The following is a 16942-nucleotide window of genomic DNA, read 5'->3' on the forward strand; positions in this document are numbered from 1 at the left end:
TAACATTTCAGGCCGGTATGCTCTATGATAGTTTTGATCAGTGTTTATAGCCCTGCGATGAACTTTTCTTTAAACGTTTTTCAATAGTAGCGGATAGCAAATATAGAAGTTCGAAATATCCGGTAGCGTTTATGTCTGATTTACCAAATCATATAGAAGTAATTGCTAAAACACCTGGGCTTCGTTTCGATGAAGTCGAGGTCGTCGTTACATTACCGACGTTCCGCCGTCCGGAACACGTCATCCGCACGCTGGATACGCTTAACGCTCAGCTCACAAATCGCCGTTTCGCAGTCGTGGTGATCGAGAATGAGGCGGAGGACCGCGAAGGCGCCAAGGTTGCGGCACCGCAGTTCGAGACCGGAAAATATACCGGCATGCTGATCGTTGAATCCCATCGCGGCAACTGCAACGCCTATAATGCGGGCTGGCTGACCGCGATGACCTATTTTCCGAACTTCAAATATGTGATCGTCATCGATGACGATGAATTGGCTGATCCCGCCTGGATCGAAAACATGGTAGCCACTGCGGAGCGCTATAACGCCAGCCTCGTTGGCGGCCCGCAATATCCGATCTTCGAAAAGCCGGGCGCGGAAAAATGGGCGAGACACCCCGTCTTCCTGCCGCATTACAACAAGACCGGTCCGGTTCCGATCATCTATTCGTCCGGCAATCTGTTGATTGCGCGTCCGGTGCTGGAAGCGATCGGCTATCCGTTCATGGACCTGAAGTTCAACTTCACCGGCGGCGGCGATTCAGATTTCATCAATCGCTCGCGGGCCAAGGGCTTCAATATCGCCTGGTGCAATGAAGGCATTGTCCGCGAGACCATTCCGGCGCGGCGGCTGGAGAACGACTGGATCAGGGCACGTGGCTTGCGCAACGGCGTCTTGTCGACGCTGATTGAACAGCGCCAGCGCAAGAACGAACCTTTCGGCCAGGTACGCGTCTTCTTGAAGAGCCTCGCACTTCTCGGCTATTCCCCGATCAAGGCCGTGCGGCGCGGTTTCGCAGCGCGCTTCGTGCCGGTCGGGACCTATTTCATCCATATCGGGCTGGGCCGCGTCATGGCCCATTTTGGATATCTGAATGAGCAGTATCGCAACCCGGACAAGAACTGACACCCGTTCCGACGTTGCGACGCAAACCGACATGCGGGCGACAATTCGCACGATTGCGCTCGTTATCGCCACAATAACATTCTGCATCCTGCTGATTTCGTTCCGTCCGTTCAATCCGCTGAGTGCGGCGATGGATGGCGACGCGTCGGGCGGTGGTGACGTCATCAACCAGCTTGGCTTCGGCTGTCTCGGCGCGGTGGCGCTTTTGTCGCTTGCGATGTTCGCCGATCCGAAGAAGGTGATCAAAATCGTCAGCCCTGGCTGGTTGCTGATGCTCGCCTTCCTGTTCGCGTCGGTTTTTGCAAGCCCCGATCCATCTACTGCGATACGCGGTGTGCTGTTGACAATGATCGGCATTCTGACGGTCATTGCTGTTTTGATCCTGCCGCAGGATGGCGACGCTTATGCGTCGATGCTGGTCACTATGGCTTCCATCGTGATCGTCATTTCCTATGCGGGCGTTATTCTTCTGCCGAATCTCGGCACACACGGCGCCGATGCGCTGGAACCGCAAAACGCTTATCTCTGGCGCGGTGTGTTCACACACAAGAACATTGCCGGGCCGGTCATGGCCGCTTTGGCCTTTGCCGGTGTCTATCTGTGGCGGCGCGGCTGGCGTGTCAGCGGCTTTCTGATTGCGGTCTCGGCATTGATCTTCGTTTCGCAAACCGGATCGAAGACCACGGCGGCGCTGGTGCCTCTCGCCATGCTTCTCGTGATCGGCCCCGGCATTTTCGGTCTCCGTTTCCTTGCACCGGTGGCGATCTTCACGATCCAGTTTCTGCTCGCACTATTTACTTTCGGCACGGTCCTGTTTGAGCCGATGCACCAGCTCGTTCTGCAGCTCGATGTCGACCCCACCTTCACCGGACGCACCTCCATCTGGGCCTTTGCCGTTGAGGCGCTTTCCCGTCGCCTGTGGACCGGCTTCGGCTATGAAAGCTTCTGGGGCACGCCGATCGTGAAAGAGGCGGCCAATCCATACTATCTCGATTGGGATGTGCGTGGCATCGTGCATGGACACAATGGTTATCTCGATATTGCGGTATCGATGGGAATTCCGGCGCTGATCTGCGCGATCTTGGTCATCATTGTCATGCCGCTGGTCAATTATGTGCGGTGCCGTCCGGTGCGCGAAAATCTGCTGCTTGCCGATTTCTTCCTGATGATCGTGTTCTTCGGGACGTTGAATGCCATGCTGGAAAGTTTTTTCTTCCGCCGAATGGACCCGGTCTGGCTGACGCTCGTCTTTGCGATCTTTGGCCTCAGGCTGACCGCGAAAATCATCATTCACAAAAGGGTAGCCGGAGCCACTACATGAATATCGCGATTGTCGGGACCGGGTTCGTTGCCGATTATTACATGACCACACTGCGTAATTATCCCGAGCTGACGCTGCGCGGGGTCTATGATCGATCACCTGAACGGCTGAAAGCGTTCTGCGCGCATTATTCAGTCAGCGCCTACGACAGTTTTGAGGCTGTGCTCGCAGATCCAGACGTGCAGATCGTCGTCAATCTGACCACGCCCGAAAGCCATTTTGAAATCTCGCATGCAGCGCTTGTCGCCGGAAAGCATGTCTATTCCGAAAAACCGCTGGCCATGAATTACGACGATGCGGAAGCGCTGGTCGCTTTTGCGCGGCAATCCGGCCTCACGCTGGCGGCGGCCCCGGCCAATGGTCTCAGCGAGGCCTATCGTCTGGTAGCAAGCGTGATCAACGGCATCGGCATGCCGCGTCTCGTTTATGCCGAAATGGAAGACGGGCCGGTATTTCGTGATAAATGGTCGACCTGGCGTTCGCAGTCGGGAGCGCCATGGCCGGGCCTGCATGAGTTCGAGATCGGCTGCACGCTGGAACATGCAGGCTATGCGCTGTCATGGCTGGTGTCGCTGTTCGGCCCGGTCGAGAGCATCTCGGCATTTTCTGCCATAACCTTTCCCAACAAGGGGCCGGGGACCGAACATCTTGATATGGCGCCTGATTTTTCGGTCGGCTGTCTTGTGTTCAAGTCGGGGCTGGTGGCGCGCCTCACATCGGGGCTTGCCATGCCGAAGGACCGCAGCCTGACAATCGTTGCCGACAAGGGCTCGATTGTGGTGGACGATCTCTGGGATAATCGCTCTTCTGTCCGTCTTGAACGCACGGAAGAAAAACGCCGTTTTCTGGCGCGCCTGTTTGGCATTCTGGAAATGCGCATCGGCAAGTTTCTCGCATGGAAACCGGGTGTCGGCACGAAGCTGTCCTATCCGAAGGCCGACAAGCGGTCGCTGCCGATGTACCCTTCGCAGATCGATTTCGTGCGCGGCATTGCCGATCAGGCTCGCGCTATCCAGACCGGTGACAAGGCGTTCTTTTCCGGTGATGTGGCACTGCATATCACTGAAATCGCGCTTGCCTTGAACAATGCTGGCGAAAACGCACAGCCGTACCAGATGAGAAGCAGCTTCTAGCCTTTAGCCAGCACCTTGCGGACAATATCGGCAACGGCTGCACTCTGGTCCAGCGGCATGATCGCATTGGAGATTTGGCCGCTTTGCACCGCATCGCGGACCGCTTCGGCCTGAAATTGCAGCCCGTTGCCGGAAAAGGCATAAGTTTCGATTGTGCGGCCCGGCAGGGGCAGGCGGTTCATTACCTTGCCGACAAAGCCTTTTCCGCCATTCGGCCCGAGCGACGACCGCGCGGCAAAGGCAGAAAACAGGGTCAGCCTCTGGGCTTTCAGAAACGGCGCGTGGATCAGGATCGTGCCCCTGGTTCCCTCAATCAGCATGCGATTGTCGCCGTCGCGATCGAAGCCGCAGGAAAGACTGGCCGTGGCACCCGGCCAGCCAAGCTGGAACTCGGTGCGCATGTCCACACCGCTTTTGGCGCGCTGCCAGCGACCATCGACGTGATCCGGCAGACCTAGAAAATACAGTGCCAGCGATACCGGATAGACGCCGAGATCGAACGCCGCACCGCCGCCAAGGTCCGGGCTGAAGAAGCGGCTTTGCGGGTCGTAGGCGCGGATATAGGACAGGTCGGCTTCAATGCGCGTCACGGTGCCGATGCGACCGCTATCGATATGCTGTTTGGCAGCGCGGATCGCGGGCAGAAAACGGCTCCACATGGCCTCCATGGCGAAGACGTTTTTAGCTTTCGCCGCGGCTTCGATCTGCCGTGCGCCAGCGGCATCCAGCGCGAGCGGCTTTTCGATCAGGCAGGGCTTGCCGGCTGCGATTGCCTGCATGGCCTGCAGCACATGCATGGCGCTGGGCGTCGCAATATAGACGGCATCGATATCCGCGTCGGAAAGAAATTCACCTGAATCGCCAAACGCCTTGTCGGCGCCGATACGCCGCCGGAATGTTTCGGCTGTCTCTGATGTCCGCGAGCAGACTGCGGTAACGCGCATTCCGGTACTTGCCTGAATATCGGCAGCAAAGGCGGCGGCTATCGTGCCTGTGCCCCAAATGCCCCAGCGGAAATCCGTCTTTACCTGATTGTCGCGATTCACGTGCTTGCCCCACAGCTTCATACAGGTGCTATATAACCCATGTAATGCGGCTAACGAAGTTTGTTTATCCTGTCAGGGAAGGTGGACGTGATGCGTGGAATTGTCGTGGCTGTGGCGCAGGACGGCGAGCATCGTTTTTCAAAACAGGTCGTGCCGGAAATCCGCATCGTCACAGGGCTGGGCGTCGAAGGCGATGCGCATCAGGGCGTGACGGTGAAACACCGTTCACGTGTGCGGGCCGATCCAACGCAACCCAATCTGCGGCAGGTGCATCTCATTCACGCCGAACTGTTTGACGAGCTTGCGGAAAAGGGTTTCGACGTCGCGCCTGCCGATCTTGGCGAGAATGTCACCACGCGCGGCGTCGATCTTCTGGGGTTGCCGCAGGGCGCTTTGATCCGGATTGGGGACGAGGTCGTTCTGGAAGCAACGGGCCTGCGCAACCCTTGCGCCCAGATAGAGAATTTCCAGACCGGGCTTCTCGATGCCGTACTGGATCGCACGCCCGATGGCGAACTTGTTCGCAAGTCCGGCATCATGACCATCGTTCTTGCAGGCGGCACGGTGAAGGCGGATGACGCGATAGTGGTCGAATTGCCGCCGCTGCCGCATCGCAAGCTGGAACGCGTCTGAGGATCGCGAAATACGGGTTTTTTGGGTGAGCTAACCGATTTAGCAAGCCGCTAGTGCAGGCAAAACCAGTGATTTTCGTCATGGCAGGTCTATCAACTTTGCGTCATATGCCCTAGATCATCCCACAATAGGATACAGATTGACATGCGCTGCTGCCAAAATTCGGCTTGCAGCCTATTCTTATCGGTTCGGCTTGTCGGCGTTCGATGTTCTGCATGTGTCTAGACGACGGCCGGTCGGTTGCATTTGCGAAGGGCACAAAATGGAAAAAGCAGATATCGGAATGGTCGGCCTTGGCGTCATGGGCTCCAACCTGGCGCTGAACATAGCCGAGAAAGGCTACACGGTAGCCGTCTATGACCGTGATGAGCCTGTGCTGAAAGCCTTCGTTGAAAAGGCTGGCCCGCTGCGCGACAAGATCATCCCTTGCCCCACTTTCGAGGATCTGGCTGCCAATATCCGCAAGCCGCGTCCCATTATCTTCCTCATCAAGGCAGGCAGCCCCGTCGATACTGAGACCACCCGCCTCAAGGCCTATCTTGAGAAGGGCGATATCATGATTGATGCCGGTAATTCCGATTACCGCGATACGGTGCGCCGTCTGAAGGCGCTTGGCCCCAACGATCCAACCTTTGTCGGCATGGGCGTTTCCGGCGGTGCGGAAGGTGCACGCCATGGCCCGTCGATGATGGTCGGCGGTACCGAGGAAGCCTATGAGCGCATCGCGCCGATCCTGCTTGCCGCTGCCGCCAAGTACAAGGACGAGCCTTGCTGTGCACTGGTCGGTCCAGATGGCGCCGGTCATTTCGTCAAGACGATCCATAATGGCATCGAATATGCCGACATGCAGATGATTGCCGAAATCTACGGCATCCTGCGCGACGGGCTTGGACTTTCGGCTCCGGCCATCGGTGATGTGTTCGAGAAGTGGAACGAAGGTCCGCTCAACTCCTATCTGATCGAAATTACCGCCAAGGTGCTGAAGGCCACCGACCCGGAAACCGGCAAGGCGATGGTCGATATGATCCTCGATGAAGCTGGTCAGAAGGGCACGGGCCGCTGGGCGGCCATCGAGGCGCAGATGCTTGGCGTTCCGGCAACGGCCATCGAAGCCGCTGTTGCCGCGCGCTCGCTGTCCTCGCTGAAGGCCACGCGTGAGCTTGCGGCGAAGGCCTATAGACCGGGTTCGCGCAGCCTCGACATTGCCGATCAGGCAAAATTCCTGGCCGATCTGGAGCATGGCCTGCTTGCTGGCAAAATTGCTGCCTATGCCCAAGGCTTCGCGGTGATGGAAGCAGCCTCGCAGGAACATGGCTGGAACATTCCGCTTGCCGAAACGGCGCGCATCTGGCGCGCAGGCTGCATCATTCGTTCGCAGCTTCTGGACGATATCGCCCATGCCTTCGAAGACAGCGAAAGCCGCAACCTGCTGCTCGCACCTGCGTTTGTCGACCGCATGAGCAAGGCTTCCAAGGGCCTTCGCCAGATCGTCGCCAAGGCGGCGCTCGCTGGCCTGCCTCTGCCAGCGCTCGGTTCGGCGCTCAGCTATTTCGACAGTTTCACGCAGGCTCTCGGCACGGCCAATCTCATTCAGGGCCAGCGCGATTTCTTCGGTTCGCACGGCTTCAAGCGTATCGACAAGGATGGCGATTTCCACGGCCCTTGGGGCGAATAAAATTCGCTGTAATTGAAAAAGCCGCCCATCGGGCGGCTTTTTTATTTTAATCTGCCAGCACGAGCAGATCATGCGAGGCGAAATGCACCGTCACCTTGTCGCCGCGTTGCGGCGGAGGCTGGGTCGGGTCGTTGAATGTATCGAACGATAGCCGGTTCTTGCCGAGCGTCACGCGTGTGCGGATGACGGAGCCGAGAAAATGTACGTCGTCGATAGTTGCATCCAGTGAGGTATCGTGGCTCTTGCGGGCTTCGAGGCTCACTGCTTCCGGGCGCAAGGCCAGCGTCAGCGGCTTGCCCTTCGGATGATGGTCGAGCTTTTCCTGCACGGTGATGGTGCGGCCGTCGAGCTCGATACTATTCTTGCCCGGTTCGCTGACCGAGGCTTCCAGCATGTTGAGCGTGCCGACGAAAGACGCTACGAAGCGCGAGGCAGGGCGATTATAGATGTCGAAGGGCGAACCGATCTGGTCGGCGCGGCCTTCATGCATGACCACGATGCGGTCGGAGATCGACAGCGCTTCTTCTTGATCATGCGTGACGAAGACGGTTGTAATGCCCAGCTTCTGCTGGATGGCGCGGATTTCTTCGCGCAAGGATATGCGGATTTTCGCATCCAGCGCCGATAGTGGTTCGTCGAGCAGAAGAACCTGCGGCTTGGTTGCAAGAGCGCGGGCAAGTGCGACGCGCTGCTGCTGGCCGCCCGACATCTGATAGGGATAACGATCCGCCAGATGATCGAGGCGGATGAGCCCCAACATCTCCTTCACTGTGGCGTCGATCTCCGCCTTCGACTTTCCGGCAACACGCAGGCCGAACGAAACATTCTGCGCCACCGTCATATTGGGAAACAGCGCATAGGCCTGAAACACCATGCCGATATTGCGCTGGTTGGGCTTCAGATCGACCACATCCTTGCCGTTAATTTCGATGGCACCGCTGTCGGGTCCCTCGAAACCGGCAATCATACGCAGAACAGTTGTCTTGCCGCAGCCCGATGGACCGAGGAAGGATACGAATTCTCCCTTTTCCACTGCGAGGTTGAAATCGTGGACGACGGTATTGGCGCCGAAGCTCTTTTTCAGGTTTTTGATATTGAGAAAAGCCATGAATGTTACCCGGCGTTTGTCTTGAATTTATTGAGGCGCGAGACGAGCTGCAGCATGATGATGCTGAGCCACGTGATACCGAACGAAATGATCGCCAGCGCCGACGGTTCGTAGGCGCGGTTTGCGCCGACGAGCTGCAGGTAAGGACCGAAGGCCGGACGGTTCAAAAGCGAGGCCAGCGTGAATTCGCCGATGACGATGGCGAATGTGATGAAGGCGCCGCTCATTACGCCGGAGATCACGTTCGGGAAAATGACCCTGAACATGATGCGGCCCCAGCCCGCGCCGAGGCTTTGGGCTGCTTCCGTCAGCGTATTGACGTCGATGGTGCGCATCGCCGTATCGACTGCACGATACATATAAGGCAGCGACAGCGTCATGTAGCCGAACATCAAGAGCAGGTCGGTCGCGCGCGTCGATGCGGTAAATGGCAGCCACGACGACGAGTTATAGATGCGTAAGTAACCGAACACGATGACGATGGCCGGAATGACCAGTGGCATCAGCGTGATGAATTCCATTACCGGGCGCAATTGCGGCAGGCGCAGGCGCACCCAATAGGCCGTCGGCACCACCAGCAACACACCGAAAATAATGGTCAGGAGGCCGAGCAGGATCGAATAGCCGAAGGTGGCCTGGAAATTCGGATCTGCGAATACGACCCGATAGGCATCGAAGGAATATTCGCCACGCCGCATGCGCAGCGAGAATTCGAATGTACCGATCAGCGGGACGAGGAAGTAGATTGCGCCGATCAGGAAGGCGATCCAGGCGCCGATCTTCTGGGCGTTGAAGCCTTTCTTTTTCATCGCTGCCACCTCTCGGCGCGCATGCGCAGCCATATATAGATGAGGTTGGAAACACCCGTAATGACGATCATGCCAAGTGCCAGCGCATAGCCGAGGTTCTGATTATGCAGAACGTCGCCGCGAATCTGCGCATAAAGCAGGATCGGCACGATGTTGAGCGAGGAGCCCGTCAATGCGTAGGCGGTCGCAATGGCGCCGAAGGCATTGGCGAACAGCAGAAGCGTCGTGCCGAGCAGGCTTGGCCAAAGGATCGGGAATGCCACCATGCGCCAATATTGCGCGGTGGTCGCGCCAAGAATGGATGAGGCTTCCCGCCATTCCTTCTTCAGGCCGTCGAGCGCTGGCGTCAGGATCAACACCATCAGCGGTATCTGGAAGAAGAGATAGGTCAGCGTCAGGCCGAAGAAGGAGAGCAGGTTGAAGCCTGTCGAATAGAGGTTGAAGCCGAACCATTCCCTGAGCAGGATCGTCACAAAGCCGGTCCGCCCGAGCGTCGCCAGAAAGGCGAAGGCAAGCGGCACACCCGCAAAGTTCGATGCCACGCCGGAAAAGGTCAGCACCGTCGGGCGCAGCCACGATGGCAGGTTGCCGAGAACCACCGCCCAGGCAAGAAAGAACCCGATAATCGCGCCGCCAATGGCCGATGCGAGGCTGACTTTGATCGATACCCAGTAGGCGCTCATGATCTGCGGCTGGAACAGATCGTGGATGTTCTGGAGTGTGAAGTTTCCGGCCGGGTCCTGAAAAGCGCCGATGATGAGATACATCGTCGGCCAGATCAGAAACAAAATGGCGAAGATGAAAAACGGTGTCACGCCAAGCCAGGACAACGGAAGCTGGCGCTTGCGCACTCCGCTGGGGGCTGTTGTTTCGGCTACTGCACTCATGCGCTCTTTCTTTAGACCGGTTCCCGCCAGAACGGAACTGACAGAACCGTTCCGACTTTTTGTTTTTATTTTTTGCGATCAGCAGGGCTGCCATTCGCCCCTGCCGGAAATAGCTAGAGCATTTCCTGTTTTGATTGAATCATTGAAAATGCTCTATCCATTTGTATTTACGCGCATCTTTTCCGAAAATCGCTTTGCACTTTTCGAGATGCGCATCCTGCTTGCCAATGAGCGGGGCGCTGTTTGGAAAAGAGGACCGGCGACACAGATGAAAGCCGCTTTGATATCGCGCCGACCGTGTAGGGCCGACGCGATATGTTTTCGATGCGACAGGCGCGCTTACTGTACGTTTGCGCCCACGACGCTATCCCATTCCTTGGTGATCGAGGTCTGTGCGGCCTCGATCTGCTCCAGCGTCGGGAAGATCGCCTTTTCATAGGCTGCTGCCGGTGGCAGCTTGTCCAGCAGTTCCTGCGGGATCTTGCCAGCCTTCGCCATCGCATTGAAGCGGATCGGGTGGCAGTAGCCCTTCAGATAGCCGAGCTGGCCTTCATCCGAATAGATGTGTTCCATCCACAGCTTCGCAGCGTTCGGATGCGGTGCGTAGGCGCTGATCGCCTGAACATACACGCCAGCGATAACACCGGACTTCGGAATAACGGTTTCGATTTCCGGGTTGCCCTTGAGCGTGTCGCGGTCGGCGAGCGCGTTGTAATCCCAGCGGATGACAATCGGGGTCGAGCCCTGTGCCAGCGAAGCAGCCTTGCCGATGACTGGAACGAAATTTCCGTTGGCATTCAGTTCCTTGTAGAATTCAAGGCCCTTCTTGCCTGCGGCTTCGCCCGGTTCCGCACCACGGGCAATACCGGCGGCATGCACGCCGAGGATGGCCTGTGCCGAAACGCGCGGGTCACCTGCAAGCGCGACCGAGTTTGCGTAGTCGCTCTTGAGGAGGTCTTCCCAATCCTGCGGGATGTCCTTGACGATGTCCTTGTTCACTTCGAATGCGAGAACGCCGTAATAATCACCGTACCAGTAGCCTTCGGCATCCTTGGCGCTGTCTGGAATTTCGTCCCAGGTCGCAACCTTGTATGGCTGGATGAGGCCGTCCTTCTTGGCCGATGCGCCGAAGGCAAAGCCGACGTCGATGACGTCAGGAGCCTGCGGGCCCTTGTTGTCCTTGTTTGCCTTGATGGCTTCGATTTCATCGCCCGAACCGGCGTCCGGGTTCAGTTCGTTGACCTTGAGGCCGTATTTGTCCTTGAAGCTCTGGATGACTTCGCCATAGCCGCACCAGTCATGCGGGAGCGCGATTGTCGTCAGTTCGCCTTCTGCCTTGGCAGCGGCGATCAGTTCGGCTGACGGTTCAGCAGCGGCGATGGAAACCCCGGCAACGGCGATTGCCGTCGAAAGCGACAGCAGACGCGCTGTGTAAGCAAGCATTGTTTGACTCCCCTGTTTAAGGTCCGGCGAACGCCCCCGGTCGATTCCGGTGCTCGCGCATTCCCGATACCCGCCCTACATGACGGTTGGATGACAGTTTATGGTTTGTCACAAACTACCAGCGGCGGAAAGTGAAACACGTTTTCAGGGACTTAGCAATTCATCCGTTAGCGGGAGTAGCATTTTTATGACAAGAAATGTGACAGCGAATTCGTCACTGTCATAATTCTGCGGGAGGCTTTTCCCTGCGCGACAGCGGTTTGTCTCAGCGCGGCATTAGTGTGATATATGGGGGATAAACGAAAATTTCCGAAAGAAGAGTGAACCTTCACGGGTTTCGTATGAAGCTGGAGGATGAGGGGCTTAATGCCCCCCACCGCCGCCGGCAACCTGCTTCGGTTTGCGCAGCATGATGGCGCAGACGGCGAGCGAACAGAACATCATCGTGAGGATAAAGAACACGTCGATGAAGGACAAAAGGGTCGCTTGCTGGCGCACCATGCCGGAAAGTTTGGAAATGGCGATTGTCGCCCCATCCATGCCAGCCGCGTTGTATTTGGCCGTCAGGTTGGCGATCATCTTCTCAGCTTCGGCATTGCCCCAGCGAACGTGCTCGGCCAGACGCTCATAATGCATGTCGCCCCGGCGGGTCAGGATCGTGTTGATGACAGCAAGGCCGACGGCCCCGCCCAGGTTACGCGTCAGATTGAACAGGCCGGATGCGTTTTTCAGCAAGGCGGGCGGCAGCGTGCCGAGCGCCAGATTGTTGATCGGCACCATACAAAGCATCAACGAACAGCCGCGCAGGATCTGAGGCAGCAGCAGTTCGTAGAAATCCCAGTCGGCGGTGAGGCCGGTCACCATCCAGGTGCCTGCCGCGAAACCGAGGAAGCCGATCATCATCATCAGGCGCGGGTCCATCCTGTTGGACAGGAAGCCCGCGAGCGGTGCGGTGAAGAACATGGCAAGGCCGCTGACGAAGAGCGCTTCACCGATCATGAGAGCGTCATAGCCGCGAACGCTGCTCAGATAGAGCGGATAGAGATAGGTGAGGCCATAGAGGCCGACACCCATCACGAAGGAGAACAGCGAACCGAATGCAAAATTGACGTTCTTGAAGGCGCGCAAATCCACGATAGGCTCTTCTGCCGTAAAGGCTCTGAAGAAGAAGAGAATACCGCCAATCGTCATGATGATCGTCAGGATGAAGATCGCATTGTCCTGCAGCCAGTCATTGCGCGGTCCTTCTTCCAGAACATACTCCATCGAGCCGAGGAATGCTGCCATACCCGCAAGCCCCCACCAGTCGAACTTGCTCAAAAGCGAGCTGTCGCCCTCGTCGAAGTCGATGAGGTTCCATGCGGCGATGGTGACGAGAATGCCAGGGCCGACATTGACTAGAAACAGCCAGTGCCAGGAGAAGGCGTGGCTGAGATAGCCGCCGACGGTGGGGCCGATGGTCGGCGCAAGCGTTGCCACGAGGCCGATCATCGGCGAGACGATCGAGCGCTTGGAAGGCGGGAAGATGGTGAATGCGGCTGCGAAAACGCTGGGGATCATGCCGCCGCCGATGAAGCCCTGAATGGCGCGGTAGACGATCATCTGCTCGATGTTGGTCGCCGTCGCGCAGAGCACGCTGGCAAGGGTAAAACCCGCAGCCGAAATGGTGAAGAGGACGCGCGTCGACAACAGGCGCCCAAGGAAACCCGATAGCGGAATCATGATGACTTCCGCGATCAGATACGACGTCTGGACCCAGGAGATTTCGTCAGAACTGGCGCTCAGACCGGCCTGGATTTCAGCAAGCGACGCCGAGACGATCTGAATGTCCAGGATCGCCATGAACATGCCGAACACCATCGCCAGAAAGGCGAATGCTTTCTTGGGGTCGATGCGGTCGTCTGCCGGGGTCATGGACCCCATTGTCGTGTCTGCAGCCATGACGGCGCACTCCGGAATGGAAAAGAAAGGCGGCGCGAAATCCGTTTCGCCGCGCCACCATCGGTTGTTTCAAGTCAACCCACAGGTTCGATCAGTTGGCCTTTTCGTCGGGTGCCGTGCGCGTATCGATATCGACCACGACACTGAGGCCTGCGCGAATCTTGCCGGATTCCAGCGCTTCCGTCGGGATCATGATACGCACAGGAACGCGCTGCACGATCTTGGTGAAGTTGCCGGTCGCATTTTCCGGCGGCAGCAGCGAGAACACTGCTCCCGAAGCTGGTGCGATGGACGCGACCTTGCCGTCGAACTTCGTGCCGTCGATTGCGTCGACATAGATATGCGCGGTTTCGCCGGTCTTGATCTTTGCGAGCTGTGTTTCCTTGAAGTTCGCATCGATATAAAGCTCATTGACGGGGACGAGTGCCGCGATCTTCTGGCCCGGTGAAACGAGATCACCCTTCTTACCGGCAAGGTTACCGATCACACCGTCAAACGGCGCGCGCAACGTCGTGAAGGATAGATCGCGCGCTGCCTTGTCGCGGGCAAGTTCCAGCGATTTCATCGTGCTTTCGGCCTCGCTATACTGGGCATTGAGCACTTCGATATTGGCCTTGGCGGAGGCGATCTGTGCGTCTGTTCCTGCGAGCTTGGCGCGAGCCTGGTCGAGCGAGGACTGGGCCGTGTCGAGATCGGCCTGCGCGACGAAACGCGTTTCATGCAGCTTTTGCACGCGTGCAATCGTGTTCTGTGCGTTGGTCAGAACAGCCGTTGCGGCCTGCTTGTCGGCGTTTGCCTGCAGGAGCAGCGCCTGCGCGGCATCGGTTTCCGCCTTGATGCGGATGAGCGTCTGCTTCTGGGTTGCGAGCTTGGCTTCGGTTTCGTCGAGCGCAATCTGGTAGTCGCCCGCATCAAGCTGGAATATCACATCGCCAGCCTTCACCTGCTGATTGGCCGCCACCGGGATGTTTTCGATGTAGCCGGTAACTTTCGGTGCGATGGACGCGATGTCGCCCTGAACATAAGCGTCGTCGGTCGAAACCATGAAACGTCCGACCGTCCACCAGTCGTAACCGAACCAGAGGCCGCCAGCGACCGCAACCGTCAGAATGCCAGGGAGAAGGACGCGTTTGCCGAAGCCCTTCTTCTTGCCGCCCTTGGCGGTTTCCTTGGGGGCGGTTTCCTGCGGGCTCGGCGCGGTATGGGGCTGCGATCTCTCGTTCACAGGTGCCTCACTTGTCGCCGGCTGGGTTGCCGAGGCGAAGTTCTTGGCGTTGGGGAACGGATGAATATCGGCCTTATCAACGGACTTCGGGGCGGACATAGGGGAAACTTTCTGTACATCCTTCGGATTGAACCGCTCGGTTCGATGTTGACATAAATCAATAAGATGCGCATATCAAGAGAATATCGAACCGCTTGGTTCGAAAAAAGTTAAGAGTCTTGTGAAATGAAACCCGATCGCAACACCAAAGGAACAACCGATACGATGATGCATGACCGCAACCGGCATGATGAGAAAAACGTCAGCCGACCGGGTGATGGCAAATCGTCCGGTTCCGAAACGGAATGCGGTCGCACGCGGCTCGGCGCTGGTCAGGACCCTGCCAAACGCCGCCAAATCCTTGAAGGCGCTCAGGATGTGTTCCTGCGTATGGGGTTCGATGCAGCCAGCATGAACGACATCACGCGCGAAGCTGGCGTCTCGAAGGGCACGATCTACGTCTACTTCAACAGCAAGGAAGACCTGTTTGTAGCCCTTTGCGAGCATTATCGCGATACAATGTTTCGTGAACTGATCGCAAAACTCGACAAGGGGTTCAATTCTCGCGAGCAGTTGACCGATTTCGGCGTGGCGCTGGTCACGTTGATAACGTCGTCGACAGCGGTGCGTGCGCAGCGCATTGTTCTGGGCGTCAGCGAACGTAAGCCGGAGCTTGCAGCCCGCTTCTATGAGCGTGGGCCGAAGCGCAGCCTCGTCCTTATGGCCGACTATCTCAAGGACATGATCCAGAAAGGCGAGTTGGAGCCTTTCGATCCCGAAAAGATGGCCTATCATCTTTCCGATCTGTTTCTATCCGGCCTTTATCGCCCCCGGCTGTTTGGCGCGTTGCCGGAACCTCCATCGGAGGAAACGATTCGCGAGAACGTTGATCTGGCGATCGATTTTTTCTACCGTGCCTACGGTCGAAATCAAAGAAGTGTTCAAAAAGAGAACAACTGATCTTCAGGAAGCGGTCGAGTGATACTTATTTGCCTTTTAGACTTATAAATTTCTCAAGAGAGCCTTAATTTCTACATTGTTTTTTGTGTGTAATGGTTTGCAATCCATTAATTGCGGGTTGTCAGAGACCCCATTTTTTATGTCACTCATAAATGATTGAAGAGCTTTTGAGCTATGATTCGCTGATATTCCAAATGCAGTAAAATAATAGCGCTTGAGCTTGAGTACCAAGGATATTGTAGAAATGACACTCGATCTCATTCATTTTCCGAATTTCAAAAAGACGTTCTTTGGAACGGCTTTCCAAAGCGACACACTTGCTCTCCTGACGCGAATTCGCGACGAGATCGGTTGCCGTCATATCCTGCACACCTATCGCGGACGGATGGGTGATTGTGCAAAGACCAATTCCGCAGACCTTACGGTCGTGATGACCGTGCCGACAAGCTGGGCCGCGCGGTATTCCACCAAGAACTATTTCGTCATTGATCCGATCTTTCAGGAAGACGCGCCTTATTTCCAGAACGATGCCAGCGGCATTGTTCGCGACCTTCAGGAAGATGCCAACCAGTGCCCTGATATCGCCGAACTGTTGCAGGACGCCGAGAAGCACGGGCTGGGCAATATTTTCATTGCCGTATCGGCCCGCAGCCAGAAGGGCGCGGTGGGATGCAGCTTGTTCAGCTTCGATATCAGCCCGGATGAGGATCGCGAACAGTTTGTGTCCAAGCTTCGCCCGCGGCTTTTGAGCTTGTCCGGGATCATTCATTCCGCCCTGTGCGGCTGCAAGGACGTTGCGACGGTCGCAAGCCTTCTCACTCCGCGTGAAGTGGATTGCCTGCGCTGGGCCGCAAGCGGCAAGACAGACGGAGAGATCGCAGAAATCCTGAGCATCGCGCGCTGGACTGTCGTGACCTATCTGCAGAATGCGAAGATCAAGCTTAACTGCTCCAACCGTACTTCGGCAGTTGCAACCGCGCTTTCGCTCGGCATCATCGAAATGCCGGAAGTCCACCATCTGATGTAATGTCGGCGGTCGCACAGCGATTTAGCCAGAGACACCGGATGTCCCGTGCATCCGGTGTTTGAAGTATTTGCTTTAACCGCATTTCCAGCAGAATCGTTTCGCGCTTTTGCTGGAAATGCTTCAGGCCCTTTTTCTAAGCGGAAGGCGCGCGGCGTCAAATGCGTTGGCGAGCCGTGCGGTGTTTTGGGCCGGGTCTTCGTCCGCATCCTCGAAGGCGATATGGTTCAGCTCTACACCGGCCGTCTTGTCGGTCAGCGTCAGGCGGAAATAGGCATAAACACCCTGATTGCGAAACTCCATGTCGAGTACGATGGCAGGTGCTGACTGCCAGTCGCAGAGATATTCGCCGCCGTGGCCGAGCTCCAGCGTGCCGGGGAAGAAATAAAGCTCGGTGGCTGAGCTGACGATATCGGCGATATTGGCAAAAAGCTCGCAGCGTATGAAGGCAATGTAATCCGCCGGATCAACCAGGCGAAGATCGGTCGCGACCTCACGCAGATTCTGGGCAATGATCGCCTCGCGTTCGTTCGAGAATTGCAGGCTCTTCATCATTTCACCGCCGATCTGGAGG

15 protein-coding genes are annotated in these 16942 nt (G+C 57.0%); 7 read left to right on the plus strand and 8 right to left on the minus strand.

Going from position 1 to position 16942, the window contains the following annotated elements; genetic code table 11:
* Positions 1-131: 131 nt before the first annotated feature.
* The 3 genes from ACYSN1_RS20080 to ACYSN1_RS20090 are packed head-to-tail and all read left to right on the plus strand — an operon-like array spanning position 132 to position 3578.
* On the plus strand, positions 132-1124 hold the full coding sequence (locus ACYSN1_RS20080; RefSeq protein ID WP_461727285.1) for a glycosyltransferase family 2 protein: 993 nt from the start codon (positions 132-134) through the stop codon (positions 1122-1124).
* A complete protein-coding gene (locus ACYSN1_RS20085) occupies positions 1093-2445 on the plus strand; it encodes an O-antigen ligase family protein (RefSeq protein WP_461727286.1) in 1353 nt (450 codons plus the stop codon). Before ACYSN1_RS20080 ends, ACYSN1_RS20085 begins: the two co-directional genes overlap by 32 nt.
* On the plus strand, positions 2442-3578 hold the full coding sequence (locus tag ACYSN1_RS20090) for a Gfo/Idh/MocA family protein (protein WP_461727287.1): 1137 nt from the start codon (positions 2442-2444) through the stop codon (positions 3576-3578). The genes ACYSN1_RS20085 and ACYSN1_RS20090 overlap by 4 nt, the downstream gene beginning before the upstream one ends.
* On the opposite strand, the gene ACYSN1_RS20095 is transcribed toward ACYSN1_RS20090, so the two are convergent.
* Positions 3575-4624: a Gfo/Idh/MocA family protein gene (locus ACYSN1_RS20095; RefSeq protein ID WP_461727288.1), complete on the minus strand. Its 1050-nt coding sequence runs from the start codon at positions 4622-4624 to the stop codon at positions 3575-3577. The genes ACYSN1_RS20090 and ACYSN1_RS20095 overlap by 4 nt on opposite strands.
* A gap of 90 nt (positions 4625-4714) precedes the next feature.
* On the opposite strand from ACYSN1_RS20095, the gene ACYSN1_RS20100 reads away from it, so the two are divergent.
* Entirely contained in the window at positions 4715-5257 is a 543-nt protein-coding gene (locus tag ACYSN1_RS20100; protein ID WP_461727289.1) for an MOSC domain-containing protein, read from the plus strand.
* Positions 5258-5519: 262 nt separating this feature from the next.
* Positions 5520-6932 carry an NADP-dependent phosphogluconate dehydrogenase gene (gene gndA / locus ACYSN1_RS20105; protein ID WP_461727290.1) on the plus strand — a complete coding sequence of 471 codons (1413 nt, stop codon included), beginning with the start codon at positions 5520-5522 and terminating at the stop codon, positions 6930-6932.
* 46 nt (positions 6933-6978) lie between these two features.
* Here the strand turns inward: gndA and ACYSN1_RS20110 are convergent, their stop codons facing one another.
* The 6 genes from ACYSN1_RS20110 to ACYSN1_RS20135 all read right to left on the minus strand — a co-directional run bounded on the left by ACYSN1_RS20110 (position 6979) and on the right by ACYSN1_RS20135 (position 14444).
* On the minus strand, positions 6979-8040 hold the full coding sequence (locus ACYSN1_RS20110) for an ABC transporter ATP-binding protein (RefSeq protein ID WP_461727291.1): 1062 nt from the start codon (positions 8038-8040) through the stop codon (positions 6979-6981).
* Between the two features lie 5 nt (positions 8041-8045).
* Entirely contained in the window at positions 8046-8849 is an 804-nt protein-coding gene (locus tag ACYSN1_RS20115; protein WP_461727292.1) for an ABC transporter permease, read from the minus strand.
* The gene (locus ACYSN1_RS20120; RefSeq protein WP_461727293.1) at positions 8846-9736 is read right to left on the minus strand and encodes an ABC transporter permease; all 891 of its coding nucleotides are present in this window, start codon (positions 9734-9736) and stop codon (positions 8846-8848) included. Before ACYSN1_RS20120 ends, ACYSN1_RS20115 begins: the two co-directional genes overlap by 4 nt.
* Before the next feature lie 339 nt (positions 9737-10075).
* Positions 10076-11179: an ABC transporter substrate-binding protein gene (locus ACYSN1_RS20125; RefSeq protein WP_140021816.1), complete on the minus strand. Its 1104-nt coding sequence runs from the start codon at positions 11177-11179 to the stop codon at positions 10076-10078.
* 363 nt (positions 11180-11542) lie between these two features.
* The gene (locus ACYSN1_RS20130) at positions 11543-13120 is read right to left on the minus strand and encodes a DHA2 family efflux MFS transporter permease subunit (RefSeq protein ID WP_461727294.1); all 1578 of its coding nucleotides are present in this window, start codon (positions 13118-13120) and stop codon (positions 11543-11545) included.
* A 91-nt stretch (positions 13121-13211) separates the two neighbouring features.
* Entirely contained in the window at positions 13212-14444 is a 1233-nt protein-coding gene (locus ACYSN1_RS20135; RefSeq protein ID WP_461727295.1) for an HlyD family secretion protein, read from the minus strand.
* Between the two features lie 126 nt (positions 14445-14570).
* On the opposite strand from ACYSN1_RS20135, the gene ACYSN1_RS20140 reads away from it, so the two are divergent.
* Together ACYSN1_RS20140 and ACYSN1_RS20145 are read left to right on the plus strand one after the other, a co-directional pair.
* Positions 14571-15344 (plus strand): TetR/AcrR family transcriptional regulator C-terminal domain-containing protein, encoded by a 774-nt coding sequence (locus ACYSN1_RS20140; RefSeq protein WP_461727296.1) that lies wholly within the window; start codon positions 14571-14573, stop codon positions 15342-15344.
* Positions 15345-15588: 244 nt separating this feature from the next.
* Positions 15589-16371 carry a helix-turn-helix transcriptional regulator gene (locus ACYSN1_RS20145; RefSeq protein ID WP_461727297.1) on the plus strand — a complete coding sequence of 261 codons (783 nt, stop codon included), beginning with the start codon at positions 15589-15591 and terminating at the stop codon, positions 16369-16371.
* A gap of 120 nt (positions 16372-16491) precedes the next feature.
* On the opposite strand, the gene ACYSN1_RS20150 is transcribed toward ACYSN1_RS20145, so the two are convergent.
* A complete protein-coding gene (locus ACYSN1_RS20150; protein ID WP_461727344.1) occupies positions 16492-16920 on the minus strand; it encodes a hypothetical protein in 429 nt (142 codons plus the stop codon).
* Between the last annotated feature and the right edge of the window lie 22 nt (positions 16921-16942).

The sequence above is a fragment of the Brucella sp. LJL56 genome, assembly GCF_054871705.1.